We start from the raw sequence: 24,876 nt of genomic DNA, 5'->3' as shown, positions 1-24,876 counted from the left end.
GGGCAATTTCGGCTGCATAGCATCCCGTCATGAAAGGAAACAGTGGAACGATGATGGAGACGCAGGAGAAGAAGGGGTACTGCACGCTATGCCGGTCAAGATGCGGCACGATCAACGCGGTCCGCGGCGACATGTTGCTGAAGGTGCGCCCCGACACTACGCACCCGACCGGCAACGCGATGTGCATGAAAGGCAAGGCCGCGCCGGAGCTCGTACACAGCCCCGACCGGGTGTTGTATCCCATGCGCCGCACTGCCCCAAAAGGGGCGGCCGACCCGCGCTGGAAACGGATCAGCTGGGACGAGGCGCTTGACGAGATCGCGACCACGCTCGCGCACGTCAAACGTGAAAACGGCGCCGAATCGGTGGTGTTCGGCGTGACCACCCCGAGCGGTACGCCGATGAGCGACAGTATCGACTGGGTGGAGCGATTCGTCTGGTCGTTCGGAAGTCCGAATATCTGCTACGCAACCGAGATCTGCAACTGGCACAAGGATTTCGCGCACGTGTTTACCTTCGGCTGCGGCATGCCAACGGCCGATTACCGGAATTCCGACGTCATCGTGCTTTGGGGTACGAATCCCGCCAACACGTGGCTGGCCCAGGCGGACAGTATTGCAGCGGGTCGGCGCAACGGCGCCAAGCTGATTGTCGTGGACCCGAGACCCACGGCGCTCGCGCGCGAAGCCGATATATGGCTGCGCGTGCAGCCAGGCACGGACGGCGCGCTTGCCATGGGAATTGCCCGGCAAATGATCGCGACGGGAAATATCGACGATACATTTGTCCGCGCGTGGACGAATGGCACCTTCCTGGTTCGTCGCGACAGCGGACATTTTTTGCGTGAACGCGACATCGATCCGGAGTCGTCGAACAATCGATATGCGGTCTGGAATGGCGCGCTCAATCGACTCGAACTCGTCGGAGAAGAGGCGCGCACGTCGCCGTCCGACCTTTCGATTTCAGGCTCTTATCAGATTTCCGTATTCGACCTGACGGGTCGCGTAATAGAGGTCGCGTGTACGCCCGCTTTCGAGTTGTACTGCGGTGCGCTGTCTGAGTACACGCCCGAACACGTGAGCGAAATCACCGGTGTCGACGTCTCGGCGATCGAAGTCGTGGCGGCGATGCTCAGCCCACGCCAGCGCATTGCTTATCACGCGTGGTCTGGCGTGGGACAGCACACGAACGCGACGCAAACAGAGCGGGCGATCGCTACGCTGTATGCACTGACAGGTGCATTCGATACGCGGGGTTCAAACCGCGAGTTGGTCAAGCAGCCGGCAAACCCCCTCAGTAACTACGCCATGCTGAGTCCTCAGCAGCGAACAAAGGCACTCGGACTTGACGAGCGACCACTCGGTCCGCCCGCCCAGGGATGGGTGACCGCGCGCGATGTTTATCGGGCGATTCTCGAGGCCAAGCCTTATCGGGTGCGCGCGCTTGTCGCGTTCGGCACCAACATGCTGATGTCGCAAGCCGACAGCGCATTGGCGCACGACGCGTTGTGCGCGCTGGATTTTCATGTTCATTGCGACCTGTTCGAAACGCCATCCGCCCGCTATGCGGATATCCTCCTTCCGGTCAACACGCCTTGGGAACGGGAAGGACTACGTCTCGGCTTCGAGATCAATGAGCGGGCCGTCGAATTGGTCCAGCTGCGGCAGCGGATGGTGACGCCCCGCGGGGAAAGCCGGGCAGACTACGACATCGTGCTGGACCTGGCGGTCAGGCTCGGGATGGGGGATCAATTCTTCGGTGGCGACGTCGAAAAAGGATGGAACCATGTTCTCGAACCGTTGGACCTGGACGTCGCGACCCTGCGTTCGCACCCCGAGGGCATTTACCGGCCGCTCAAGCAGCAGGAAAAGCAATACGCCTGCACGACGCCGAATGGCCCGCGAGGCTTTGCGACCGAAACGCGGTGCGTCGAGTTCTATTCGGAGAAGCTGCATCGGTACGGCTATCCGGCCGTGCCGCAGTATGTCCCGCCGAGCCGCGGAGAAGGAGCACGCGCAGCCGACCGTCGACGCTTTCCGTATACGCTCACTTCCGTCAAGAACGGCTACTACTGCCACAGCCAGCATCGTGGGCTGCCAAGCCTTCGTCGCCGTGCCCCGTATCCCGTCGCGGAACTGAGCGCCGATCTGGCGGCCATCAAGGGCATTGTCGAGGGTGACTGGATACGCGTCGCCAGTACCAGCGGCACCGCGCGGTTTCGTGCGCGAGTGGTCCCCGAACTCGCGCCGGATGTCGTAGTCGCGGAGTATGGCTGGTGGCAGGCGTGCGACGAGATCGGCATGGAATCGTCGACGGCCCTGGGAAGCACAAACAGTAACTACAACAGCATCGTGTCCGCCGCCATCGCCGATCCGCTGAGCGGTTCGTCGCCGCTTCGTGCCGTGCCGTGCGACGTCACGCTCGACCCGTCGGTCGATCCCGCGCGACGCGCATGGCAAGGATTCCGGGACTTTGTCGTGTCGGCCGTGCATGGAGAAGCCGAAGGCGTTCGCACGGTTACGTTCAGCGCAGCCGACGGCGGACCGCTCCCCGACTATCTGCCCGGACAGCATGTGACGATCCATATTCCGCAATTGTGCGAAGGAGGAACGACGCGCGCCTATTCGCTCACTGGCCATGCGATTGAAAACGATCGCCGGACATACTCGATCTCCGTGCGCCATCAGCGAGGCCGAAGTGCCGATGGTGAGCAGTTCGAGGGCGTCATGTCCTCGTATATTCATCGCGAGTTGGCAGTTGGACACAGGGTCTTGCTTCAAGCCCCCAGCGGCACCTTCATCGTACCGCCGGCTTCGAAGCGACCGGTCGTCATATTCGCGGGTGGGATTGGAATAACGCCCTTCATTTCGTGGCTGGAAACGATCGGACAGCTGGGCACACAAGCGCCCGAATCCCAGCTGTTTTACGCGAATCTCAATAGCTCGACTCATGCGTTCCGGAATCGAATTGCGCAATTGCAGCGTGCGTTGCCAACGCTCAAGATCGTAAATTGCTATAACCAGCCGCGCGACGAAATACTCGGACGCGACTTCGAGATGCAGGGCTACCTCACTGCGGACGTCGTGGACGACGCATTGATACAGCGCCGCGCGCGATTCTATTTATGCGGCCCAGAGCCGATGATGAACGCCATCACGGCGGGCCTCGTCGAGCGGGGCGTGCCGCCGTTCGATATCTTCAGCGAGGCCTTTCGGTCTCCTTCAAAACCGGCCCTCGATCCATCACAGCGCTTTGCCGTCGAATTCCGGCGGTCGCAGATCAAGGCTGAATGGGCACCCGAACGGGGAAGCCTGCTCAGCTTCGGCGAGAGCCTCGGCATCAGCATGCCCAGCGGCTGCCGGGTCGGGCAATGCGAGAGCTGTGCCGTCAAGGTCCTGGCGGGCAAGGTGTCGCATATGACAGGGCATGGGCCGGACGAAGCCGATATGTGCCTCGCCTGCCAGGCGATCCCGGCCACCGATATTTCCATTGAAGCGTGAACGACTCACGAGGAGCAAATCGAGCATGAAATTTTTTGACACGCCAGCGACACGCGAGGCGCTGGACTTCGCCACGCTGATTCCGTCGCTGAAGAAGGCGTTCATCAAGGGGTGTGAGGTTCCACTCCGACACTCGCACACGATCAATAGCGGCGACGGCAACACCGGCACCGTGTTGATCATGCCGGCGTGGGAGGCGGACCGATATCTCGGCATCAAGACCGTGAACATTTTCCCGGCTAACCAGGGCCGCGGAATGCCCGGCTTGCACTCGACTTACGTGCTGTACGACGCCGGCACGGGTGAGCCGCTCGCGCAGATGGACGGCAATGAAATCACCTCACGCCGCACCGCCGCCGCCTCGGCACTCGCTGCCACCCTTCTGGCGCGCGACGACTCCTCGCACATGGTGCTGGTGGGCGCCGGACGCGTGGCAAGCCTGGTGCCGGCAGCGTATCGAAGCCAGTTGCCAATCACGCATGTCGAGGTCTGGGACATCTATCCGGAGTCGGCCGCGCGACTCGTGCAGCAACTGCGAGACGAAGGTTTCAATGCGGCAGTGGTCTCCAGTCTGCCGGACAGCGTGGCGCGCGCGGATGTCGTGAGCTGCGCGACGCTCGCTACCGAGTCGATCGTACGCGGCGCGTGGCTGAAACCGGGAACGCACCTCGATCTTATCGGAAGCTTCACGCCGCAGATGCGCGAGGCTGACGACGATTGTTTCCGAAACGCGCGCGTGTTTGTCGATACGGACGAGGCACTGCAGAAGTCCGGCGACCTGATAGGGCCGTTGTCGCGCAACGTGATTTCGCCGGCGGACCTGAACGGTACGCTCGCCGCCTTGTGCCGGGGCGACGTCGGCGGGCGCTTCGACGGCAGCGAGCGCACGGTATTCAAAGCGGTGGGGACCGCACTCGAAGACCTGGCTGCGGCAACGCAGGTTTATGAAAAGCATGTTTAATCACTCGAAGCGTCGGAGACCATGATGAAGGAATTGAACCGTCAGCAAGACCTGGCAGCCTCGACAGCCGACGATGCAGTTGGGCTCGAGCGTATGGCCGCAGCCGTGACCCGTTGGTCGGAAAAGTGGTTTCCCGACGCATACATATTCGCGGCGATCGCGGTCGTCGTCGTCGCTGTCGGCGCCCTGGCGACGGGTGCGCCTGCACAACGTGTGGGGATTGCCTTCGGAGACGGATTCTGGAGCCTGATTCCCTTTACGATGCAGATGGCGATCGTGGCCATTTCAGGCTACGTGGTCGCGGTATCTCCGCCTGCCGCGAAATTGATCGCATGGCTTGCCCGCCTGCCGTCGAACGGCAAGTCCGCGGTGGCATTCGTCGCGCTGGTCAGCATTTCGGCGTCGCTTTTCAACTGGGCGATCAGCCTGATCTTCAGCGGCCTGCTGGTTCGTGCGCTCGCTCGTCGCACCGGGCTCCGTATGGACTACCGGGCAGCGGGTGCCGCCGCCTATCTCGGCATGGGCGCGACCTGGGCGCTGGGATTGAGCTCGTCAGCATCGCAATTGCAGGCGAATCCGGACAGTTTGCCGAAAGCGCTGCTGGCGATCACCGGAGTCATTCCGTTCTCCGAGACGATTTTTCTTCCCCAGTCGTTACTGATAGTCGCCGCTCTGACCGTCGTATCGCTTTTGATTGCGTATCTCTCGGCGCCCGGCGCGGAACGCGCCAAAACCGCGCAGTCTCTGGGCATCTCGCTGAACGAAGCGGAACTCGAAGTCGCAGCGCCTTCACGCCCCGGCGACTGGCTCGAGTACAGCCCGTTGATCACAATCCTGATCGTCGCACTCGGCTCGGTTTGGGCATGGCACGAATTCACCACGAAAAATCCGGTGCTGGCCATCTCGAATCTCAATACCTACAACTTCGTGTTCCTGCTGGCCGGAATGTTGTTGAACTGGCGCCCGCGCCGCTTCCTGAACGCCGTGGCGAAATCGGTGCCGTCTGTGGCTGGCGTGTTGATCCAGTTTCCTCTCTATGGGGGCATTGCGTACATGCTGACGAAAGCCTCCGCGCCGTCGGGACTACCGCTGGCCGATCATCTTTCTCATTTCTTCGTCACCGTGTCTTCGCATGCGTCGTTTCCGGCGCTGATGGGCATCTACTCTGCCGTCCTTGGATTCTTCGTGCCGTCGGGTGGCGGGAAATGGATCATTGAAGCACCGTACGTGATCGCGGCCGCCAAGGAACTCCAGGTTCATCTGGGCTGGGCGGTAACCGTCTACAACGCGGCGGAGGCGTTGCCGAATTTGATCAACCCTTTCTGGATGCTGCCGTTGCTCGGCGTGCTGGGATTGCGGGCTCGTGACGTGGTGGGCTTCACGTTTACCCAGTTCATCGTGCATCTTCCGCTCGTGATCTTCATGCTATGGATTCTTGCGGGGACACTGACCTTCCATCCCCCCGTCGTGCCTTGATCCGTCTGTGACGCCAGCCTGGTGCAGCAGGTCAAAAGCCGGCGAATAGCTACCGCACGCCACAACCTGCCGCTTCCGAAACAGCTTACTCAGCCCGCGTCCAGATCACGTCCCCCGGTTTCTTCAAGCATCGACACGGCAATCAACGAAACGATCACGCAGCCGATCATGTACCACGCCGGCGCCATCGTATTGCCGGTCGCCTTGATGAGCCATGCGACGACCAGTTGCGAGGTCCCGCCGAAGACCGACACCGCAACCGCATAGGCGCTCGCCAGATAACCGGCGCGGACATGTTTCGGGAAATTCTCGGGCATCAGGGAATACGCCGGCGCCGATCCCATGGTGTAGAAAATCATCAGCAGTACGATCAGACCGAACACGACCGGCAGCGCCGGAAAATGGTTCATCAGCCAGAAAGCCGGGTAGAGCAGAGCGATCAACGCAACGCGGCCGATGAGGGTGAGCGGCTTGCGGCGCTGCATCCTGTCCGAGAGCGCGCCCCACACCGGACACAGGGTCAGCGAAACGCACGCTGCACCGATCGACACCAGCATGGAGAGCTTCGGCGGCAGTTTGAGATACTGGATTGCGTAGGTGGGAATGTAGTACATCAGCACGTAAGTCGCGACCGTCATGCCCATGATCGCGAACACGGTCAGAAACCATTTGCGCACGAGCGCCGGCTCGAGTTTCGAACCCTTCGTTTTGCCCGCAGCCGGCGGCTCTTCAACGATATGCCGGCGCAGATACACCCCGACAGGCATGATCAGAACGCCGGCGAGAAACGGTACACGCCATCCCCAGGCGAGCAGTTGCGGCTCAGTGAGCTGGTAGGTGAGCAGCGCGGCCATGCCGGAGCCGAGCAGCGCGGCAGCACCCTGGCTCGCCAGTTGCCAGCTCGCCCGAAAGCCGCGCCCCTTCGCCGAACCCGTTTCCAGCAAGGTCGCGGTAGCGGCGCCAAACTCGCCGCCCTGCGCGAAACCCTGCAGCAGGCGCGCGAACACGATCAATGCGGGTGCGGCAAGGCCGATCGTGGCGTAATCGGGCGCAAGGCCGATCATCCCGGACCCGACCGCCATCAGGAAGATCGTCAGCGTCAGCGCCGCGCGGCGGCCGTGCTTGTCCGCGTAGTGGCCGAGCACGAAGCCGCCCACGGGCCGCGCGACGAATCCGATCGCAAAGGCGGACAGCGCGAGCAGCGTGGAGACGACCGGATCGTGCGCCGGGAAGAACAGCTTCGCGATCGTCAGCGCGAAGAAGCTGTAGACGGTGAAGTCGAAGAACTCGAGCAGATTGCCAAACACCGCGGCAATGACGATCCTGCGTTGAGACGCGGGCGTGGACACGGCGGATGCCGGAGATGCGGTGGATTGCGCAACGGGCTGGGCGGACATGGGTACTCCCTTGTGCTCGGATTTCGCGTGACGACGCCGGTCACGCGAGGCTTGATCTGGATCGAAGGCGGTGGCGCCGGTGAGGCTCAGGATGCCGCAGCGAGAAAACGCTCGACCAAGCGCGTCCAGTACGCTGCGCCCACGGTGAGGTTGTCGTCGTTGAAATCGTATGACGCGTTGTGCAGCATCGGGGCTCCCTCGCCGTTGCCGAGACGCAGGAAGCAGCCCGGTTTTTCCTGGAGGTAGTAGGCGAAATCCTCGCTGCCGGCAATCGGGCCAAAGCCATCGACCACCCGTTCGTCGCCAACCAGTTCGCGCGCCACCTGCTGCGCCAGTTCAGTCTCCGGCACGCTATTCACGACCACGGGATATCCCGGCACATAGTCGACGTCGATCCGCGCGCCGTAAGCATCCGCGTGCGCCTGCGCGAGCGCGCGGATGCGCGTTTCGAGCAGCGTACGAACCGCGGCGTCGAACGAACGCACGCTGATCTGCAGGCGAGCTTTTTCGGGGATCACGTTCGCGACGTGCCCGGCATTGAAAGCGCCCACGGTCACCACGGCGGCCTGCATCGGATCGACACTGCGCGACACGACGGTCTGCAACGCGCTCACCAGGCCGGCGCCGATCACAATCGGGTCGACGGCCAGATGAGGCCGCGCCGCATGGCCGCCACGGCCGTGAATCACCAGTTCAACGGTATCGCACGCCGCCATGAACGGCCCGCTGCGGAACAGGAAGGTGCCGGCGGGATAGCCGGGATGGTTGTGCAGACCGAAAATCGCGTCGCACGGAAAGCGCTCGAACAGGCCGTCTTCGATCATGCGTTTGGCGCCGCTATCCGCGCCGATTTCCTCGGCAGGCTGGAACACGAGGTGCACGGTGCCGTCGAAGCGGCGCGTGCGGGCCAGATGGCGGGCCGCGCCGAGTACCATCGTCGTGTGGCCGTCGTGCCCGCACGCATGCATCAGCCCCGGCTCGGCGCTGGCGTAGGACAGGCCGGTCTCCTCGCTGATCGGCAAAGCGTCCATATCGGCGCGGATGGCTACCGCACGCGCGCCCGTCCCCGCCTTGAGCGTGGCCACCATGCCGGTGCCGCCCAGACCGCGTGTCACGGCATAGCCCCAGCTTTCGAGGCTCTGTGCAACGAAATCGGAGGTCTTGAACTCCTTGTAGGCCAGTTCCGGATGACGATGAAGATGATGACGAATGCCGCTCAGTTCATCGCGCAGATCCAGCGTGTCGTCGAGGGAACAGAAGTCCTGGGTGCCTGACATGGTTTCGCGCCTGCAAGGGAGTGAGAAAGAGGAGCAGTATTTCGCCGCAAAAAAGGCCAATCAATGACGTTTTACGGTCGATAATGTTGACTTCCATGTCAACGAATCAGCCATGCCGAGCGACCCCGAAAGTTTGCGCGACACCGCGCTCAATATCCGCAGCCTGCGCTATCTGCACGAAATCGAGCTGCACGGCGGCGTGCGGGCGGCCGCGGACGCGTTGTCCATCAACGCTTCGGTGATCAGCCGCCAGGTTGGGAATCTCGAACGCCTGCATGGGGTGGCGCTGCTGGAGCGGCAGGGTCGGCGCGTAACGCTCACGGAGATCGGCCGCACGCTCGTCGAGCATTTCCGTGAAAGCGCGCAGCGCGACGCGGAGATGCTCGCGCAGTTGGAAGACTATCGGGGCTTGCGCAGGGGCCGAATCGAGATCGCCACCGGCGAGGGGTTCGTCGAGACGCTGCTCGCCAGCGTGCTTGAGGCATTCAGCCTGCAGTTCCCGGACATTGTGGTGGAACTGCGCGGCGCGGCGACCTCAGAAATCGTTGCCATGGTGCGCAACGACGAGGTCGATCTCGGACTGTGCGCAGGCGGCATCAGCGATCCGGCGATTCGCGCGCGAACCTTTCGCGCCGCGCCGCTCTGCGCGCTCGTCAGTCCGCAGCACCCGCTGGCGGGCGAACGGCGCATCCGCGTTGAACAACTGGCCGACCACCGGCTGATCTTCATGCCGTCGCGTTTTGGCGTTCAGCAGTATGTCGATTCGCTGCTTCGTGCGGAACGGCTCAATCTGACGCCGGCCTATCGCTGCGATCTGTTTTCGTCGGCGCAAGCGATCGCCGCTGCGGGCCTGGGTGTCGCTTTCATGTCGACCGATGCGGCGCGCCAGTATCTGGACGCCGGAAAACTGGTTCCCATAGAGATCGACCACGCGATCGCCCGCGAATTCGGCAGCCAGGTCATACGCCGGGTTGGCAGGCGTCTGTCACCCGCGGCCGAGTTCCTCTGGACCAGGCTCGTCAAGGCGCTGCAGAGGCGTCAGGGGTAGTCTGCATAACCTCGCTCGACGTGGTCGATCACGCGCCGGTTCTGGCTCGCATGGAAATCGCCCGAGCAGCGCGGCGAAAGGTCGCCGGCGTTTCGGGTTTCGGGCCTAACCTTTGAGTGAACCACGCCGTTCTTTGCTCAACGTTCAGTCGTAGCGGCGATGTTTGTGATGGCGCTTGCCCGAGCGGTAGCCACGGCCGTAGTCGTCCGCGTACGAATTGGACCGCGACATGTTCCCGCCGAGCGCCGAACCCGCGCCGCCACCCACGGCCGCGCCGACGAGGCCACCGGTGCGGCCGCCCATCGCATTGCCTGCCGCTGTGCCGGCACCGCCCCCGAGCGCGCCGCCGATGATAGCGCCCGTGCGTTCCCTGCGGTTTGACGTGACTGCGCCGCCGGCACCGCCGCCAACTGCACCGCCAATGACGGAACCCGTACTGCCGCCTATTGCGCCACCCAGTGCAGCGCCGGCTACGCCACCGAGCGCGCCGCCAAGGGCATTGTTCATATCGCCGGCCACCGCCGGTAACGACACTGCAGCGGTGAGCGCTGCAATGGCAACAATCTGGAGGATTTTCTTCGACATAAAAGGTCTTTAGTTTTTGGGACGGCGCCGAGTATAACCGCCTCACGAAAGGTTTTTGTAACCTGGCGGTTAGGGTCCCGGTAAGAGGTGTAACAAAATGATCCGATGGCTTTTGGTGAAGCGCTTTCGGGACCATTGGCAAGTGCTGCCGCCAGCACTGCTCCGCGTTCAGTACCGGAACACCCACAGTCCATAGCCGGAACCATCGCCCTTTCGTTTCCTGCCTTTCGATGTCTTTTTCAGATTGATGCCGGTCGGGTCGGCCCACCCAAACGTCTCAAAGATCCGTTCCGATAGCGTAATAAACGACTTGTCTTTCCGATAAGCCGACACTGCAAAAAACAATAGAAAAAGTGCAGGAAAAAGTGATGTCACCCCCAGAAAATAGAACTTCTGCGGCGCAGTCAGGACGGGCGCTTTTACGAAGAACAGGAAGCTCATCGCCGCCACCCAGACGATCGACAAGGTGGCGCAGACCTTCACCACTGTCTTCAGATACGCCTGGCGGCCACTCGTACAGTGCGGGTACACGGCCACCAACTCATCCTCTATTCGCCGTACCGCAAAGCACGTCACACCAACACCTGATTTCTCGGCCACGACTTCGACTTCGTCGTTCTCACGGAAAGGGAATCGCCATAGCCACCCCTCGACGTGCACGCCGTCAATCTCGAAGGAGATCTTGTCGACCTCTTCCTGGCTGCTGCCCGCCACGGTGGACATGGCAACGGCGAGCCCGGTCATGCCCGATAGGCCCAACGCAACCGTACCGGCACCGGTGGCGATTTTTTCGTTTTCTGTGCGCATGAAATCACGCGTTACTTTCGTGCGCTTGAGATTCTCGATACGTCCGCGCAACAAAGCCGGACGATCCGTCTGCTCTAACATGTTCTATTCACCGCTCAAAAAATGCTCACAGAAAGGCTGGTCACGTGGGCTACCCAAAACGTCGCGTCATCACGAAGCTGAAGATACTTGATTCCAGGTATAGCCAGCACCAGGCGACTGGAATACCGTCGTGAATCCATGTCACTATTGCCGCTGTCGTCGGTTGAGCGTTGCCGGCCGTTCCGGCAATCCCCCCACCGGTTCACTCCCCTCTACGCGGCCCCATGGCGCAACCATCGTCCGATACTTTCGAATCCGTGCTGCCCGGCCCGCTCCTGATCGTCGAGGACGAGCCACCGATGCAGGCCCGGCTGCGCGCGATTCTCGCCACCCTCGGTTACACGGACGACATCCTGTCATTCGCGGGCAGCATTGCCGAAGCCAACGCGCTACTGGCCAACCAGCCGTTCGCGCTCGTGCTGATCGACGTCGGCCTGCCGGACGGCAACGGCATCGATCTTATACGTGCGTTGCATGGACAGGATGAGGCGTTGCCGCTTCTGGTAATCTCCGCCTGGAGCACCGAGCAGGTGATCGTGACCGCGCTCCAGGCGGGCGCAACCGGCTACCTGCTCAAGGAGCGAGACGACGTTGAAATCGCGATGTCGATCCGCAGCGCACTGCGCGGCGGCGCGCCCATCGACCCATTCGTTGCCAGACGCATTCTCGATCTGACCGGTCTCGCCAGGCGCGCCAGCACAACCAGCGCGAAGCCGCCGACGCGCTCGCCGCTCAGTCCGAGGGAAATCGAAATCCTGGTGCTGGTCAACAAAGGGCTCACCAATCGCGAGATTTCCGATGTGCTATCCCTGTCCAGGCTAACGGTCGAATGTCACGTCAAGAACATCTACAAGAAACTGGCGGTCAACTCTCGCACTCAGGCCGTGTTCGAAGCGCGCACGCATGGCTTGTTGCCCTGATCTGTGCCCTCGCCACGCTGCACGCCAGTACCGCGGCCGCCGTGCCGGCGCACGCCGACACCCTTACGCATCCCCGCATCGAAGCGGCCCGCTCGGACTGGCAGTCTGATAGCCCGCCATCGGCAGGCTGGGTTACAGTATCGCTGCCCGACGACTGGTCTTCACGCTGGCCGGAATTCGATGGTGTCGTCTGGTATCGGCTCTCATGGCAACAGGCAGACGTAGCGCATCCTGCCGCGCTGATGCTCGACTATCTGAACATGGCCGGTGCGATTTATCTCAACGGCAGTTTGCTGATGCGCGACCGGCATCTGCTTGAACCGTTGACGCGCGCCTGGAACGCGCCACACTATCAGGTCCTGAGTCCGCCCTTGCTGCGCGAAGGCACCAATACGCTGCTGATACGCGTGTCGGGGCTGTCGCAGTATCAGCCCGGACTTGGCAACGTGTCGATCGGCGATCCCGACACGCTCCAGCGCAGCTACGAAACCGAATACTGGCTGCGCCACGATCTGCAACTGTCCAGCCTTGCCGTGACGGCCACGCTCGGGTGCTTCTTTTTCGCGTTATGGCTAATGCGTCGGCAGGAAGCCGTCTATGGCTGGTTCAGTTTGATGTCGCTCGCCTGGTGGTGGGTGGCGCTCAACCAGGTGGCGACAAGCCCATGGCCGTTTGCCAGTACCGACGGGTGGGAAAGCGCCAACTCGATCGCGCTGATTATCTACAGCGCGGCATTCACGATGTTCTCCATACGCTTTTGCGAACGGCGTTTGCCACGTATCGAGACCGTACTCTGGCTACTCGTGGCCGTCGGCACGATCGTCATGCTCGCGACGCCGCACAGCCATATGGGCATGACGCGCGCCGCTCTGGCCGTGGCGCAGGCCTGCAATTTCTTCGCGACCTGCTTTGCCTTTCTCTACGTCGCGTGGCGTCACGGTCGCACCGATCATCGCATTCTGTCGATCTGCATTGCCATTTTCCTGATCGCCGGAGTGCATGACCTGCTGACGTTTCTCGGCATCCTCAACGACAATCGCTACTACTCCGCACTCACGTCGCAATTGCAGATGATCGGTATGGCGCTGGTGCTCGCCTGGAATTTCGTCGCCAATCTGCGCCATATCGAGCGCTTCAACGAGGAGTTGAACATCACCGTCGACGCAGCCAGGGCCGAACTGGCGAACACGCTGCACCGCGAGCACGAACTCGAAGTCGCCAACGTCAGGCTCAACGAACGGCTCAATCTCGCCCACGACCTTCATGACGGGCTGGGCGGCACGCTTGTCAGCAGCATTGCCACGCTCGAGCACGCGCCGCACGGTATCCCGTCCGGACGCTTCCTGTCGATTCTGAAAGAGCTGCGCGACGACCTGCGCATCATCATCGATACCGCCTCGAACCAGCAGCCCGGCGAATCTCCGCTGGCCGATCAGATCGGTCCGCTGCGGCACCGGCTCACGAGCCTGCTGGAAAGCCACGGCATCGAATGCCGCTGGTCGATCGCCGGTCTTGACCGGTGCTACCTGCCGCCCTCGAAAAGCATCGACGTCATGCGGATTCTTCAGGAAGCCCTGACCAACGTCTTCAAACACAGCCGCGCCAGTCAGGTGGAGATCGACCTGCACAGCGACGAGCGGGAACTCGCACTCGCTGTTCGCGACAACGGAATCGGCTTCGATCCCGCCGCGCTCCAGCAGCATGCGGGAACCGGCATGCGCAGTATGCAGGCGCGTGCGCAGCGGCTGGGCGGAACGCTGCGGATTCGATCCGCTGCCGGCCTCACCGCACTGGATATGCAGGTGGCGCGAGCCGAAACTGAGCCCCTGCTTCGTTAGGTCGTGAGCGAACGCTCACCCACACGCCGCAACCAGGCGACGCCGCTGCAGCGCCGGTCGTGTGCGGGACCGGCATCGGCATCGGCACCAGGGGGCACGCCAAATCCTGCGTGCTATGCTTGAATCGGTAACCTTTTTGCAAGAAACCAACCCGTATCTGTGTCGACAACACGGTAAGCGCCATCCAGAACGCTGCACGGGTCGGCACAAGACTGAGCCGGACACGATCGCGACCGCCGACCATGGACTACCGTCATCTGCAACAGCGCAAGAGCTTGCACGGCCGCATTGTGCAGGAGCTCGGCATGGATATCGTCGGCGGGAAAGTACAGCCAGGCCAGCGCCTGCCTGCCGAGACTGTCCTGTGCGAGCGCTATGGCGTGAGCCGCCCCGTGCTGCGTGAGGCGACTCGCGTGCTGGTGGCAAAAGGTCTGGTGGTGTCGAAACCGCGTGTGGGCAGTGTGGTGAAACCTCGCGCGGATTGGCACATGCTGGACCCCGACGTCCTGTTCTGGACGATCAACAGTGTGCCGGAGGGCGAGTTCTTCGGTTCGCTCCTGACCGTGCGCCGCGTGATCGAACCCGCGGCAGCGGCACTCGCCGCCACGGCGGCGACCAGCGAGGATCTCGCGCGCATCGCATCGGCTTACGATCAGATGGAACGTGCGGAAACCGCAAGCGCGCTACTGAACCCGGACCTCGAGTTTCACCGCGCCATCATGGCAGCCACTCACAACGACCTGCTGGCCTATATCGGCAACATGCTGTCGCTTGCCTTGTCCGAATCGATCAAGCTGACGAGTCGCCATCCGGACACGCATGCGTTGTCGCTGCCTCGTCACAAGGCGATTCTCACCGCGATCCAGAGCCGCGATCCGCTGGGTGCCCGGCAGGCAAGTCTGGTTCAGCTCGACAATGCACGCGCGGACGCCGCAAGCGTGCTGGAAACCGGCGGCCAGTTTCAGACGCAACCCTGACCCGCACGCAGCGAACGCCTGACGTCCCCCCGCGCTCCGCTTCTTTCATTCAGCAACCCGATAGTCATACTATTAAAGCGCCATATCGTGCAGAGCGATTCGACTCTTCACGATCCACGCTGAACGATGCCCGTCTGCTCCATCATCGTGTTGCGCCACACCGCCTGAAGCCAATACGGAAAGCCGCGCTGCACCGCAAAAATTTAATTAGTCCGACTAGTTAAGGGTATACATCGATTAGTAGGCAAAAGAGCGTGATATAGCATTTTCTGGTGGGTAGTCATGCGTACGCGCGTGCACGTGGGTTTCATGAAAGGAATGATGCCCGGCTCCGGTGTTTCTCTTGCCGGAGCTTTTCCTGCTTGCGCCGTCATGGACAGTGAAGTGTTCAATAATTGAGAGACGGGAGATTGAAATGGCGCAAGCGAAGGAAGACAAAGACGAAGTGCAAGGCACGCGTCGGGGATTGTTGCAAGGCGCGGGCCTCTCCGCTGCACTAGCGTTAATGGGTGGGATGGGCGGCATGGGTGGCATGATCACGCAGGCCCAGGCGGCGGAAGGCGGTTCGTTCCCCGGCCACAAGCGCTGGAAAATCGTCTTCGTCAATCACGTCACAACGAATCCGTTCTTCGTTCCCACGCAATACGGCATTCAGGATGCGACGGCCATGCTGGGGATGGACTACCAGTGGACCGGCTCGGCCAATGCCGACATCGGCGAAATGGTCAACGCAGTGAATGCGGCGATCGCCGCGAAAGCCGACGCGATTGCGGTACCGATCGTCGACCCGAAAGCATTCGACAAACCCATCCAGGCCGCGCTCGACGCGGGCATTCCCGTGTTCGCCTATAACGCCGATGCACCGTCGGGTTCGACGAATCCGCGTCTTGCGTATATCGGTCAGGATCTCTATCTTTCTGGCTACCAGATGGGCGAGCGAATCTCGAACCTGATCGACAGCGGCCTCGTCGCACTCTTTATCGCCACGCCAGGGCAGCTCAACATTCAGCCACGGCTTGACGGTGCCGCCGCCGCAATCAAGAAATCGGGCAAGAAGATCGACGTCCAGACCATCGCAACCGGCGCGACCGTCAACGAAGAGCTATCGAAGATCAAGTCCTTCTATCTCGGCCACCAGGATCTCAAGGGCATGTTCGCCGTGGATGCGGGCAGCACCCAGGGCGTGGCCGAGGTGATGAAAGAATCCAACCTGCCGTCCAAAGGTGTCCACGGCGGCGGCTTCGATCTGTTGCCGCGCACGGTCGATCTGATTCACGATGGCTTCCTCGATTTCACGATCGATCAGCAGCCCTACGTGCAGGGTTTCTATACGGTCGTGGAGGCGTTCATCTTTCTCGCCTCCGGTGGGCTGGTTGGGCCCGCCAATGTCAACACGGGCCTGAAGTTCGTCACCAAGGGCACGGTCGATCCGTACCTGAACACATCGACGCGCTATGAAGGCAAGAGCACGAAAGCCCAGATCGTGCCACGCACGGGTGCGATCAAAGGGTGAACTCTCCCGTGACGGACGTTCAAAAATCCGCGATACGTCCGAGGCGCTGGTCAGGCGCGCTCGGACGTTCCAGCGAAATTCGCATCTTTGCGGTCGCGCTGATCCTCAGCATCTACTTCGAGAGCGTCAACCATGACTTCCTGCTGACCAGCGCGAGTCTTCAGAATCTCTCGCAGTTCATCGCCCCGGTGGCGATCATCGCCTTCGGCGAAATCATGCTGATGATCGGCGGAGAAATCGATCTTTCCGCCGGGATGGTCTTTGCGTTCGCGCCTTTCATCATGTATTTCGCCATCGAGGCCGGTGTGCCCGCATGGCTCGCGATCATTATCGGCGTGATCGCAGCGGGCCTTGTCGGTCTGATTAATGGCGCGGTGACGGTGTACCTGCGCATTCCCTCTTTCGTGACCACGCTGGGTACGTTGTTCTTCGTGAACGGCCTCACGCTGACGATCTCGCGAGGTACGCCGGTTTCGCCGCCGGAGGATTCCGCGTTGGCCGCGTTCATGGGGGGATGGGGTTACAGCGAAATCATCTGGACGCTTGCCATTGCTGCCTTCATGCACGTGTTGCTGCGCCATACACGCTGGGGTTTGCATACGATCGCGTCGGGAGCGAATCAGTTGGGCGCGAGCGAAGCGGGGATCCAGGTCAGACGCCTGAAACTCGGCAACTTCATTCTTGCCGCGGTGCTCGCCGGTTTGACCGGGATACTCGAAGGTTTTCGTATCACCTCGATCGATCCGCAAGCGGGCGGTAATCAGATCATGTTTCTTGCGGTTGCCGCGGCCGTGATTGGCGGCACGCCGCTCGCCGGTGGCTCAGGCACGATCATCGGTGGGTTGATCGGTGCGGCGGTGCTCGGCATTCTCAACGACGGCTTCACGCTGATCGGCATCAACGCCTTTACCTTCAACATGATTCTCGGCGCGGCGATCCTCGGGGCCATGATCTTCAACATCCACGTGGTTCGTCTCGCGCGCAAGGGAGAGCTGTGATGTCCGAGGTGCTGGAGGCGCTGCGCGGCGAAGATATCGTCAAGCGTTTCGGTGCGGTCACCGCGCTCGATGGGGTGTCGCTAACACTCCGACAGGGCGAGATCCTTGGCGTGCTGGGCGACAACGGCGCCGGCAAATCGACCTTGATCAAGATCCTGACGGGCTTTCATCAGCAGACCGGCGGCAAGCTCTTTGTCGGCGGCGAGGAAACCTTGCTTCGCTCTGTCGACCATGCCCGTTCGCTCGGCATTGAATGCGTCTACCAGGATCTGGCGCTGGCCAATTCGCTAAGCATCTATCACAACATGTTTCTCAATCGCGAGATCATCCGGCGCGGGCCGTTTCGGTTGTTGAACAATCGCGCCATGCGTGAACGCGCCGCTGAGTGCCTTGAAGAAATCGGCGTGCATGTGCCGTCGGTCGATCTGCCGGTCGAGCAGTTGTCCGGCGGACAGCGACAGGCTATCGCGGTGGCCCGCGCGGTCAATTCGAATGCGAAGATTCTGCTGCTCGACGAACCGCTCGCCGCCATGGGTGCCCGCGAGGCTGGCCTGATCATCGACCTGATCCTGCGGCTGAAGAACAAAGGCGGCTTGTCGATCATCATGATCATGCACAACTACGCGCAGACGCTCGATATCGCGGACCGGGTGATGCTGATGCAGCGCGGGCGTGTCACGTACCAGCGGGAAGCCGCGAGTACGTCGGTTGAGGAGTTGATGGATATCGTGCGGCGCGAATATCGCGCGATGCGGGCAGCGGCAAGCTGATCCCCCAACCTGAGCGCAACGGCTACTGCTTTCCGCGAAGTGCCTAAAAAAAAAGCCGGCCCGATACGGGCCGGCTAAATGGGTTCCGGCCCACTCCGAGGGCCAGAGCCGGAACCGTGTACAACCGGCGTACAACCCGCAATACTCAAAGATCCGGCGACCGGTCTTCAACAGGCTCGTAGCAATAGCGAAACTCGCGATCCCCCATCGGCCACGAGTTTCCCGTGCCATCCGTCAAGATCCAGTCGCCTGGGTTCACCTTGCGCCAACCCTCCGGTGTGGCGACGGCCCACAACTGCCCCTGGCGTTCCACTCGCGGGTGATCGCCTGGCGCAAACCATCTGCTTGCTTCCACGGTTGAACCTCGATTACTGTGCCTACTGAACCGCATCCTCGCACCCTGTCTGTCGATCTCAGGAGCGAACCTGTGGCGCCTACAGGTCCGCAGCAGACTGCCTGCTCAAACAACACCGCGTTCGCGGCACACGACTTCAATCCCAGGCCAGCTTGCTGAACTGATAGCCCTTGCCGCGGACCGTCTTGATGCGCTGCGACGTACCGGCGTCGTCGTGCAGCTTGCGGCGCAATTTGGAAATGCCGCCGTCGATCGTACGGTCGAGTCCGTCGAATTCGATGCCGCGCAGTTGCCGCATCAACTCGTCACGGCTCACCACCTCGCCCGCGCAACTCACCAATGCCCACAGCAAGTCGAACTCGGCCGATGTCAGATCGGGCTGGCTGCCGTCCGGGAGCTTGACCATCCGGCTTGCCCGGCAGATCTCGAACTTGCCGAAGGTATAGCGCTCGGGTTGGGCAGCCTCCGCCGCACGCGTGGTCACGGGGCGCGATTGCGCCTTGATGCGCACCAGCAGCACGCGTGGTTCGACGGATTGATGTATGGGGTCGTCCGCGCCGAATTCGAGGCCCAGTACTTCGGCGAACTGTTTGTTGCGCTCGGGCACCATGATGATCATCCCGTCGAACTGCTCGCACGCGTCGCAGTAAATCTGGAAACCGTCCTTGCCTGACAGGTTCGCTTCGAGAATCGCCAGGTCCGGACGACGCTCGAGAATGGCCTGCACGGCTTCGTTGCCGTGCAGCACCGCCTCGACTTCGTATTCGCGTTTGCGCAGATAGTCGGTGACCAGCGCCGACAGGCGGTCATCGTCTTCGACAAACAGGATCCGGAATGGCATGGCACGAATCGTTCACGACGAGTTGTTTGAATAGCGGCAGGCAACGGCATGGCGCGATGCATGGCCAACAAGCAACGACGCCGCGCCAGCCTGCTCGACGCGCAGCATAGCTTATGCGTTGCACATCCTGCGCACTCCAGGACAAAACTCCACAAATGCACTCGCAATTCGACATGGGCGTACACAATCCATCGGCCTGGGTCGCTATCCGCGCGTGACGAGCGCCGTCCGGGGTAGGCAACGGACTTTCGGCCGCCGCAATGTGGACTTTTGTCTTTTATTGTCGAAACCGCTCAGGTGTTACCAATTATTACCGATACTCGGGGAGTCGCGGGCTGCGGAAATACGGGGTGATCTATCTATGCCTTAGACACAATCGAAGACGAATAACGGAAGGTGGCGTAATGCGTGGAACGGTCAAATGGTTTTCCCAAAAGAGGGGATACGGTTTTATTGTTGGGCAAGACGATATTGAGTATCACGTTAGTGTGCGAGACGTCTCAGGTGTGACACTCCCCGCAAATGGCGACACCGTCGAATTTGAAGTCACACAAGGAAAGCGTGCGTCTCGCGCCACCAGGGTCACCGTTATCCAGCGCGCTGCGAGTGCCGCGCAACCCGCACGGGCCACGGACGATCGCGTGGTTTGCGCAGCCTGTCAGAAACGAATGGTCCCGCGCATGATCACCTATCGCGGAGAACCGAAGAAATCCGTTTGTCCCTTCTGTGGCACGACCTATCGAAAGTTCGGCTGCTTTCTCGCTACGGCCGTGTATGGCGATTACGACGCGCCGCAGGTGCGCTTGCTGAGAGACTTCCGCGATCACGTCCTGAATCGATCATCCGCTGGCCGGGCGATGGTTCAGTTGTATTACCGCACGTCTCCTCCAATCGCCGACTTTCTGCGTACTCATCCAGGCTCGGCGGCAGCCGTTCGTTTAGCGCTTGATGTGTTGATTCGCTTCATCACGCTTATTAACGGAAAGGTCCGCTGGATTGGCGCGAATCGGCGAAACGATGGGCAATAGCGCAGTTGGATAGCGCACAGGAAAGCGGGCTCGCCACATTGCGTGGCCGCTGCGTTTTTTGTCGGAAGAGTTCGTGACGCACCTGAGGTTGTAGGCCGATAATTCCCATGGCGGCCTCCAGTAGCCTGGGTTGGCCCGATACTGCTGCATTCCCCTGGCACACAACTGCCGTTCGCGATTTTTTCGACGCCACCTGTCCGTCAGCATGCGGCCCGAGCGTCATTGTAATGGCGGCTCAATGTCATTCGCCCGCCCTAACCCCATGACGGAGGCTCATATGCAATATCTATTGATGATCTATTCGGAAGAGAACGGCTGGAACAAGATGACCGCCAACGAGCGGCAGCAAGGGGTTGCCGCCTATCAGGCGTACACCGAGTCGTTGAAAAAAGCGGAGGTGCTGCTGGGCTCCAACCGGTTGCAGCACACGAGCACAGCCACCACGGTGCGGCTCGTCGACGGCAAGCCGCAGGTGCTTGACGGACCGTTTTCCGATTCGAAGGAGCAGCTCGCCGGCTACTACCTGATCGACGTGCCCAATCTGGACGCGGCAATCGCGTGGGCGTCGCGTTGTCCCGGCGCGGCGCACGGTCTCATGGAAGTGCGCCCGGTCTGGACTGCCCCCTACGACGCGCCATCTGTTGCATGAACCCGTCCGGCGGCGACCGTGACGCTGACGGCGCCGCACATTCGATTGCGGAGGCGGTCGCTCGCCGCAGTTACGGCAAGCTCGTCGCGCTGCTGGCGATGCGTACCCGCGACGTCGCCGCGGCCGAGGACGCGCTGGCCGATGCGTTTGCGGCCGCGCTCGCGGACTGGCCGAAGCGCGGCTGCCCCGCGAATCCCGAAGCGTGGCTGATGACGGTTGCGCGCCGCCGGGCGCTCGACGGCGCGCGCCATCGCCGGGTCGGCGATGAAGTGGTGAACCAGCTCGCGATCCTCGCCGACGAGATCGACGAGCGCGAAGCCGGCCTGTTGCCCGACCGGCGGCTTGCGCTCCTGTTCGCGTGCACGCACCCGGCGCTCGAGGCGGCGATTCGCACGCCGCTCATGCTGCAGGTGGTGCTGGGGCTCGAAGCGAAGACGATTGCATCCGCGTTCCTGATGTCGCCCGCCGCGATGACCAAGCGTCTCGTTCGAGCGAAGAACAAGATCCGCGAAGCCGGCATTCCGTTCAGCGTACCGGAGCGCGAGGAGTTGCCCGAGCGGCTCGCTGCGGTGCTGGAAGCGGTCTATGCAGCGTATGCGGAAGGATGGACCGATCCGGTCGGCAGCGATACCGAGCGGCGCGATCTCGCCGGCGAGGCGCTGTTTCTTGCACAACTGCTCGTCGAACTGCTGCCCGAGGAACCGGAGACGCTTGGTCTGCTCTCGCTGATGCTGTACGCGCAGGCGCGGCGCGATTCGCGACGCGATGCAGCCGGCGAGTACGTGCCGCTGTCGGCTCAGGATCCGGCGACATGGAACGCGCCGATGATCGATGCCGCCAGCGCGTTGCTAAGACGCGCAAGCGCATTCAACACCATTGGACGTTTTCAGCTCGAGGCCGCGCTGCAGTCGGCGCACGTCCACCGCTGCTGGACGCATCGCCCGAACTGGGATGAGATCGTGCAACTCTACGATGCGCTGCTCGCGATCGCAGCGTCGCCGGTGGTCGCCGTGAACCGTGCGCTCGCTCAGGCGGAACGGGACGGCCCGCAGGCGGCACTCGACGCGCTCGAGCCATACGCGGACGATCCGCGACTGAGCGACTACCAGCCGTACTGGGCCGCGCGTGCCGATCTGCTCGCACGTGCCGGTGCGACCGCCGAAGCGCTTGGCGCATACGACCTCGCGATCGGACTCGAGCGCGATCCGGCTGCGCGCCGGTTCCTGCAGCGCAAACGCACTGATCTGTTATCGGCGGGAAGTTAGATTGCTGCAGTCCGCCAATCAACGCTCGACTTTCGACATCACCGCCGTCGTCGGGTCGTACCGGTAACCCTTCTGCGAAAGCCGCTCGGCCATCGTTGCGCCGATCAGCTTTTGCTGCGTGTCCCGGGATATCAGATCGCTATCCGGCTTGAAGCGCTCAAGTTCGGACGAGAGCTTGCGGATGAGCGCCACTTCTCCTGTACTGCGTGAGTCGATAAACAGAAGCTTCTCGTTTGCCGAACCGAGCCTTTCCTTGAGATCCTTCGCATGCGCGACCCACTGTTCCGCGATCGCTCTAAGCTCGTTAAAAGCCTTCTCATGCGCTTTGGCCTGCGCCGAGATCTGGCGTTGCAACTCGGCGACTTCTTCCGCCGTCGCAGATTCGGACGCTTGAGTAGCAAGCTGAAGGTTGCGTCGTCCTTCTTCCGCGCGAATTTTTTCGACTTCCGCGAGACGTTGCGCCAACATCGCGGCGTGCTGCTCGGCGGCCTCGGCCCGTTCCTTTGCGCTGGTACCGGCTTGTGCAACCCGGGCCAGTTCCTCGCTCGTCGCAGACGCACTCTGCGATACCCGAGCCAACTCAGTTTCCGCCGCCGTTTTCGCCTCGGTGATGGCGCCGACCTGTTCGCGCGCCGTCTCGAGTTCCCTCGTCACACGCTGCAGTTCGCCCAGTTGAAGCGACGCTTCATCGTGCCGCGCTACGCCTGCGTCGCGCTCTGCCGCGAGCGCGCTGCGCGCTTCACCCAGTTCAGCTTCAAGCGCAGCAAGCCGCGTCAGGCTCTCATGTGCCTGCGCCGTGGCCGCTTCTACGCGCGACGAGGCCGCGCCGGCCTCCTGCGCCCAGCGTTCCGCATCGGCCGATTTCGCTTGCTCGAGGTCGGCAAGCTGCTGCTGCAACGCCGCGGCATGCTGTTCGACGGCCTCCGCCCGTTCCTTTGCGGCCGAGGCGTCTTGTGAAACCCGGGCCAGTTCGGCGCTCGTCGCCGACGCATTCTGCGCAAGCTGAGCCAGTTCAGCATCCGCAGCGGATTTCGCCTCCGTGATGGCGCTAACCTGTTGCCGCGCCGCCTCGAGTTCGCTCGTCACGCGCTGTAGTTCGCCAAGCTGAACCGACGCTTCCTCGCGCCGCGCTGCGCTCGTCTGCTGCTCTGCTGCAAGCGCGTTGCGCGCCTCAGTCAGGTCGGCGTCCAATGTGGCGACCCGCGCCAGGCTCTCGCTCACCTGCGCCGCGGCGGCGTCCGCACGCGATGAGGCCGCGCTCGATTCCTGAGCCCACCGCTCCGCTTCAACCGTCTTCGCCTGTTCGAGGTCCGCAAGTCGCTGCGCCAACGTCGCGGCATGCTGTTCCGCCGATTCTGCCCGCTCCTTCGCCGCCGACGCATCATGCGAAATCCGCGCCAACTCGGCACTCGTGGCGGCAGCTTCCTGCGAGATCTGCGCGATCTCAGCCGCCGCCTGCTCCTTCGCCACCGACGCCTCCTGCGAGACTCGCGCCAGTTCAGCGCTCGCCGCCGACGCCTCCTGCGAAATCCTGGCGAGCTCAGCATCCGCCGCCGTTTTCGCTTCGGTCATCGCACCGGCCTGCTCCCGCGCCGCCTCAAGTTCCCGGCTCACGCGCTGCAATTCGTCGAACTGAATCGCGGCTTCCTCACGTCGCGCTGCGCTTGTCTGGCGCTCTGCTTCAAGTGCGTGACGCGCCTCATCCCTTTCGGCTTCCAGTCCGGCGACACGTGCGAGACTCTCGCTCGCCTGCACCGTGGCCGCTTCCGCTCGCGCCGACGCCGCAGTTGCCTCCTGCGACGCTTTATCCGCTTCGGCCGACTTCGCCTGACAATCGAAGCCCAGCGAGGAAATCTCCTGCCGCGCCTCATCGAGCTCCTGCTTCATCCGCGCGATTTCGTCGTTCTGGTTCGACACGGCGGTGGCCAGCTCTTCGCGCGCCTTGCGCTCCTCGTCGAGTTCCGCCCTGGTGTGCTCCAGCGCGGCCTGTTCCGTCGACACACGCTGCGCCAGTTCTTCCGCGCGAGCCTCGCCCGCTTCGGCCCAGCTCGTCGCGGCCGCGAGTTCCGCTGTGAGCCGAGCGGACATAGCCTCGGAAGCACTCAGCGCATTCGTCAGCGCAATATGCCGCTCGTGCCCGGTCGCAACTTCTTCGGCCGACTTCTGGTACTCGACTAGCACCTCATCCCGTTCCACCCGGAGAGCGTCGAGTTGCTGGTTCACGGCGCTCAGGTGCTGACTGACCGCCTTGTCGGCTTCGCCTTGAGCGGCCATCCAGAGCCGATCCGCGGCGCTCATCATGGTTTCGGCAATGTGCTCCGGCAATGCAGCCTGCACCTGCATAGGCGGCGTAACGGGCTGCCTCACTTCGCGCCAGCGTTGCAAAGCCGCTGCAATGGCAACAATCGACCCGCCGGGAAGCTCCGGCCAAATGGTCACCGGGGAAACTTTCCGGCCTTCCTCGACCATACGATCCGCGATTTGCGCGACCCGTTCGTCCGTGATTGTGTCTGCGTCCGTGAACATAAGTGCCTCAAAGCTCAATATGGCTTGCCAGAAAATAGAGTACCCAATACGTTACCGCATTCGA

At 62.1% G+C, this 24,876-nt stretch carries 20 protein-coding genes and 1 pseudogene; 14 read left to right on the top strand and 7 right to left on the bottom strand.

What is annotated here, in order from left to right:
• The first annotated feature begins 53 nt into the window (after positions 1–53).
• Genes GH665_RS24435 through GH665_RS24425 form a run of 3 tightly spaced genes read left to right on the top strand, consistent with a single transcriptional unit; the run spans position 54 to position 5,937 of the window.
• Positions 54–3,500 carry a molybdopterin-dependent oxidoreductase gene (locus GH665_RS24435; protein ID WP_153142282.1) on the top strand — a complete coding sequence of 1,149 codons (3,447 nt, stop codon included), beginning with the start codon at positions 54–56 and terminating at the stop codon, positions 3,498–3,500.
• Positions 3,501–3,525: 25 nt separating this feature from the next.
• Positions 3,526–4,461, top strand: a complete 936-nt coding sequence (lhpI, locus tag GH665_RS24430) for a bifunctional Delta(1)-pyrroline-2-carboxylate/Delta(1)-piperideine-2-carboxylate reductase (RefSeq protein ID WP_153139694.1) — start codon at positions 3,526–3,528, stop codon at positions 4,459–4,461.
• Positions 4,462–4,485: 24 nt separating this feature from the next.
• A complete protein-coding gene (locus GH665_RS24425) occupies positions 4,486–5,937 on the top strand; it encodes a short-chain fatty acid transporter (RefSeq protein ID WP_153142281.1) in 1,452 nt (483 codons plus the stop codon).
• A gap of 89 nt (positions 5,938–6,026) precedes the next feature.
• Here the strand turns inward: GH665_RS24425 and GH665_RS24420 are convergent, their stop codons facing one another.
• Both GH665_RS24420 and GH665_RS24415 read right to left on the bottom strand, forming a co-directional pair.
• Complete coding sequence (locus tag GH665_RS24420; protein WP_153139692.1) at positions 6,027–7,334, bottom strand: MFS transporter; 1,308 nt, start codon at positions 7,332–7,334, stop codon at positions 6,027–6,029.
• 86 nt (positions 7,335–7,420) lie between these two features.
• Positions 7,421–8,611 (bottom strand): M20 aminoacylase family protein, encoded by a 1,191-nt coding sequence (locus GH665_RS24415; RefSeq protein ID WP_153139690.1) that lies wholly within the window; start codon positions 8,609–8,611, stop codon positions 7,421–7,423.
• A gap of 133 nt (positions 8,612–8,744) precedes the next feature.
• Between GH665_RS24415 and GH665_RS24410 the strand changes: the two genes are divergently transcribed.
• Positions 8,745–9,659, top strand: a complete 915-nt coding sequence (locus GH665_RS24410; protein ID WP_246216355.1) for a LysR family transcriptional regulator — start codon at positions 8,745–8,747, stop codon at positions 9,657–9,659.
• Positions 9,660–9,803: 144 nt separating this feature from the next.
• Here GH665_RS24410 and GH665_RS24405 read toward each other — a convergent pair whose 3' ends face one another.
• Together GH665_RS24405 and GH665_RS24400 are read right to left on the bottom strand one after the other, a co-directional pair.
• Complete coding sequence (locus GH665_RS24405) at positions 9,804–10,244, bottom strand: hypothetical protein (RefSeq protein WP_153139687.1); 441 nt, start codon at positions 10,242–10,244, stop codon at positions 9,804–9,806.
• Between the two features lie 168 nt (positions 10,245–10,412).
• Positions 10,413–11,132, bottom strand: a complete 720-nt coding sequence (locus GH665_RS24400) for a putative type VI secretion system effector (RefSeq protein WP_153139685.1) — start codon at positions 11,130–11,132, stop codon at positions 10,413–10,415.
• Positions 11,133–11,356: 224 nt separating this feature from the next.
• On the opposite strand from GH665_RS24400, the gene GH665_RS24395 reads away from it, so the two are divergent.
• The 6 genes from GH665_RS24395 to GH665_RS24370 all read left to right on the top strand — a co-directional run bounded on the left by GH665_RS24395 (position 11,357) and on the right by GH665_RS24370 (position 18,148).
• Positions 11,357–12,052: a response regulator transcription factor gene (locus tag GH665_RS24395; RefSeq protein ID WP_153139683.1), complete on the top strand. Its 696-nt coding sequence runs from the start codon at positions 11,357–11,359 to the stop codon at positions 12,050–12,052.
• Positions 11,962–13,890: a sensor histidine kinase gene (locus tag GH665_RS24390; protein WP_246216354.1), complete on the top strand. Its 1,929-nt coding sequence runs from the start codon at positions 11,962–11,964 to the stop codon at positions 13,888–13,890. The genes GH665_RS24395 and GH665_RS24390 overlap by 91 nt, the downstream gene beginning before the upstream one ends.
• Before the next feature lie 242 nt (positions 13,891–14,132).
• Positions 14,133–14,867: a FadR/GntR family transcriptional regulator gene (locus tag GH665_RS24385; RefSeq protein ID WP_153139681.1), complete on the top strand. Its 735-nt coding sequence runs from the start codon at positions 14,133–14,135 to the stop codon at positions 14,865–14,867.
• Between the two features lie 415 nt (positions 14,868–15,282).
• Positions 15,283–16,380: a sugar ABC transporter substrate-binding protein gene (locus GH665_RS24380; RefSeq protein ID WP_153139679.1), complete on the top strand. Its 1,098-nt coding sequence runs from the start codon at positions 15,283–15,285 to the stop codon at positions 16,378–16,380.
• A 32-nt stretch (positions 16,381–16,412) separates the two neighbouring features.
• Positions 16,413–17,378 (top strand): ABC transporter permease, encoded by a 966-nt coding sequence (locus tag GH665_RS24375; protein ID WP_408271340.1) that lies wholly within the window; start codon positions 16,413–16,415, stop codon positions 17,376–17,378.
• On the top strand, positions 17,378–18,148 hold the full coding sequence (locus GH665_RS24370; RefSeq protein WP_153139675.1) for an ATP-binding cassette domain-containing protein: 771 nt from the start codon (positions 17,378–17,380) through the stop codon (positions 18,146–18,148). Before GH665_RS24375 ends, GH665_RS24370 begins: the two co-directional genes overlap by 1 nt.
• 145 nt (positions 18,149–18,293) lie before the next feature.
• On the opposite strand, the gene GH665_RS24365 is transcribed toward GH665_RS24370, so the two are convergent.
• Positions 18,294–18,503: a hypothetical protein gene (locus GH665_RS24365; RefSeq protein WP_246216352.1), complete on the bottom strand. Its 210-nt coding sequence runs from the start codon at positions 18,501–18,503 to the stop codon at positions 18,294–18,296.
• Between the two features lie 136 nt (positions 18,504–18,639).
• The gene (locus tag GH665_RS24360) at positions 18,640–19,344 is read right to left on the bottom strand and encodes a winged helix-turn-helix domain-containing protein (protein WP_153139671.1); all 705 of its coding nucleotides are present in this window, start codon (positions 19,342–19,344) and stop codon (positions 18,640–18,642) included.
• Between the two features lie 260 nt (positions 19,345–19,604).
• Between GH665_RS24360 and GH665_RS39560 the strand changes: the two are divergent.
• The 4 genes and pseudogenes from GH665_RS39560 to GH665_RS24345 form a co-directional block, all read left to right on the top strand.
• Positions 19,605–19,922, top strand: a pseudogene (locus GH665_RS39560) (cold-shock protein); the annotation flags it as partial.
• A 102-nt stretch (positions 19,923–20,024) separates the two neighbouring features.
• Positions 20,025–20,372 carry a CFI-box-CTERM domain-containing protein gene (locus GH665_RS39180; RefSeq protein ID WP_246216548.1) on the top strand — a complete coding sequence of 116 codons (348 nt, stop codon included), beginning with the start codon at positions 20,025–20,027 and terminating at the stop codon, positions 20,370–20,372.
• Positions 20,373–20,649: 277 nt separating this feature from the next.
• Positions 20,650–21,021: a YciI family protein gene (locus GH665_RS24350; RefSeq protein WP_153139667.1), complete on the top strand. Its 372-nt coding sequence runs from the start codon at positions 20,650–20,652 to the stop codon at positions 21,019–21,021.
• Positions 21,018–22,286 (top strand): RNA polymerase sigma factor, encoded by a 1,269-nt coding sequence (locus GH665_RS24345; RefSeq protein ID WP_153139665.1) that lies wholly within the window; start codon positions 21,018–21,020, stop codon positions 22,284–22,286. Before GH665_RS24350 ends, GH665_RS24345 begins: the two co-directional genes overlap by 4 nt.
• An 18-nt stretch (positions 22,287–22,304) precedes the next feature.
• On the opposite strand, the gene GH665_RS24340 is transcribed toward GH665_RS24345, so the two are convergent.
• On the bottom strand, positions 22,305–24,812 hold the full coding sequence (locus GH665_RS24340) for a DNA-binding protein (protein WP_153139663.1): 2,508 nt from the start codon (positions 24,810–24,812) through the stop codon (positions 22,305–22,307).
• Positions 24,813–24,876 lie beyond the last annotated feature (64 nt).

Origin of the sequence: Paraburkholderia agricolaris (assembly GCF_009455635.1) — a bacterium.
GTDB classification, from domain to species: Bacteria; Pseudomonadota; Gammaproteobacteria; order Burkholderiales; family Burkholderiaceae; genus Paraburkholderia; species Paraburkholderia agricolaris.
Note: the sequence above shows the minus strand (reverse complement) of the source record. Positions and strands in the feature narration are given on the sequence as shown.

What these genes read in the sequence shown, in the direction of transcription:
- GH665_RS24435 (WP_153142282.1), top strand. Translation starts at nt 54, where the DNA reads ATGGAGACGCAGGAGAAGAAGGGGTACTGCACGCTATGCCGGTCAAGA.
- lhpI (WP_153139694.1), top strand. Translation starts at nt 3,526, where the DNA reads ATGAAATTTTTTGACACGCCAGCGACACGCGAGGCGCTGGACTTCGCC.
- GH665_RS24425 (WP_153142281.1), top strand. Translation starts at nt 4,486, where the DNA reads ATGAAGGAATTGAACCGTCAGCAAGACCTGGCAGCCTCGACAGCCGAC.
- GH665_RS24420 (WP_153139692.1), bottom strand. Translation starts at nt 7,334, where the DNA reads ATGTCCGCCCAGCCCGTTGCGCAATCCACCGCATCTCCGGCATCCGCC.
- GH665_RS24415 (WP_153139690.1), bottom strand. Translation starts at nt 8,611, where the DNA reads ATGTCAGGCACCCAGGACTTCTGTTCCCTCGACGACACGCTGGATCTG.
- GH665_RS24405 (WP_153139687.1), bottom strand. Translation starts at nt 10,244, where the DNA reads ATGTCGAAGAAAATCCTCCAGATTGTTGCCATTGCAGCGCTCACCGCT.
- GH665_RS24400 (WP_153139685.1), bottom strand. Translation starts at nt 11,132, where the DNA reads ATGTTAGAGCAGACGGATCGTCCGGCTTTGTTGCGCGGACGTATCGAG.
- GH665_RS24395 (WP_153139683.1), top strand. Translation starts at nt 11,357, where the DNA reads ATGGCGCAACCATCGTCCGATACTTTCGAATCCGTGCTGCCCGGCCCG.
- GH665_RS24390 (WP_246216354.1), top strand. Translation starts at nt 11,962, where the DNA reads ATGTCACGTCAAGAACATCTACAAGAAACTGGCGGTCAACTCTCGCAC.
- GH665_RS24385 (WP_153139681.1), top strand. Translation starts at nt 14,133, where the DNA reads ATGGACTACCGTCATCTGCAACAGCGCAAGAGCTTGCACGGCCGCATT.
- GH665_RS24380 (WP_153139679.1), top strand. Translation starts at nt 15,283, where the DNA reads ATGGCGCAAGCGAAGGAAGACAAAGACGAAGTGCAAGGCACGCGTCGG.
- GH665_RS24370 (WP_153139675.1), top strand. Translation starts at nt 17,378, where the DNA reads ATGTCCGAGGTGCTGGAGGCGCTGCGCGGCGAAGATATCGTCAAGCGT.
- GH665_RS24360 (WP_153139671.1), bottom strand. Translation starts at nt 19,344, where the DNA reads ATGCCATTCCGGATCCTGTTTGTCGAAGACGATGACCGCCTGTCGGCG.
- GH665_RS39180 (WP_246216548.1), top strand. Translation starts at nt 20,025, where the DNA reads ATGATCACCTATCGCGGAGAACCGAAGAAATCCGTTTGTCCCTTCTGT.
- GH665_RS24350 (WP_153139667.1), top strand. Translation starts at nt 20,650, where the DNA reads ATGCAATATCTATTGATGATCTATTCGGAAGAGAACGGCTGGAACAAG.
- GH665_RS24345 (WP_153139665.1), top strand. Translation starts at nt 21,018, where the DNA reads ATGAACCCGTCCGGCGGCGACCGTGACGCTGACGGCGCCGCACATTCG.
- GH665_RS24340 (WP_153139663.1), bottom strand. Translation starts at nt 24,812, where the DNA reads ATGTTCACGGACGCAGACACAATCACGGACGAACGGGTCGCGCAAATC.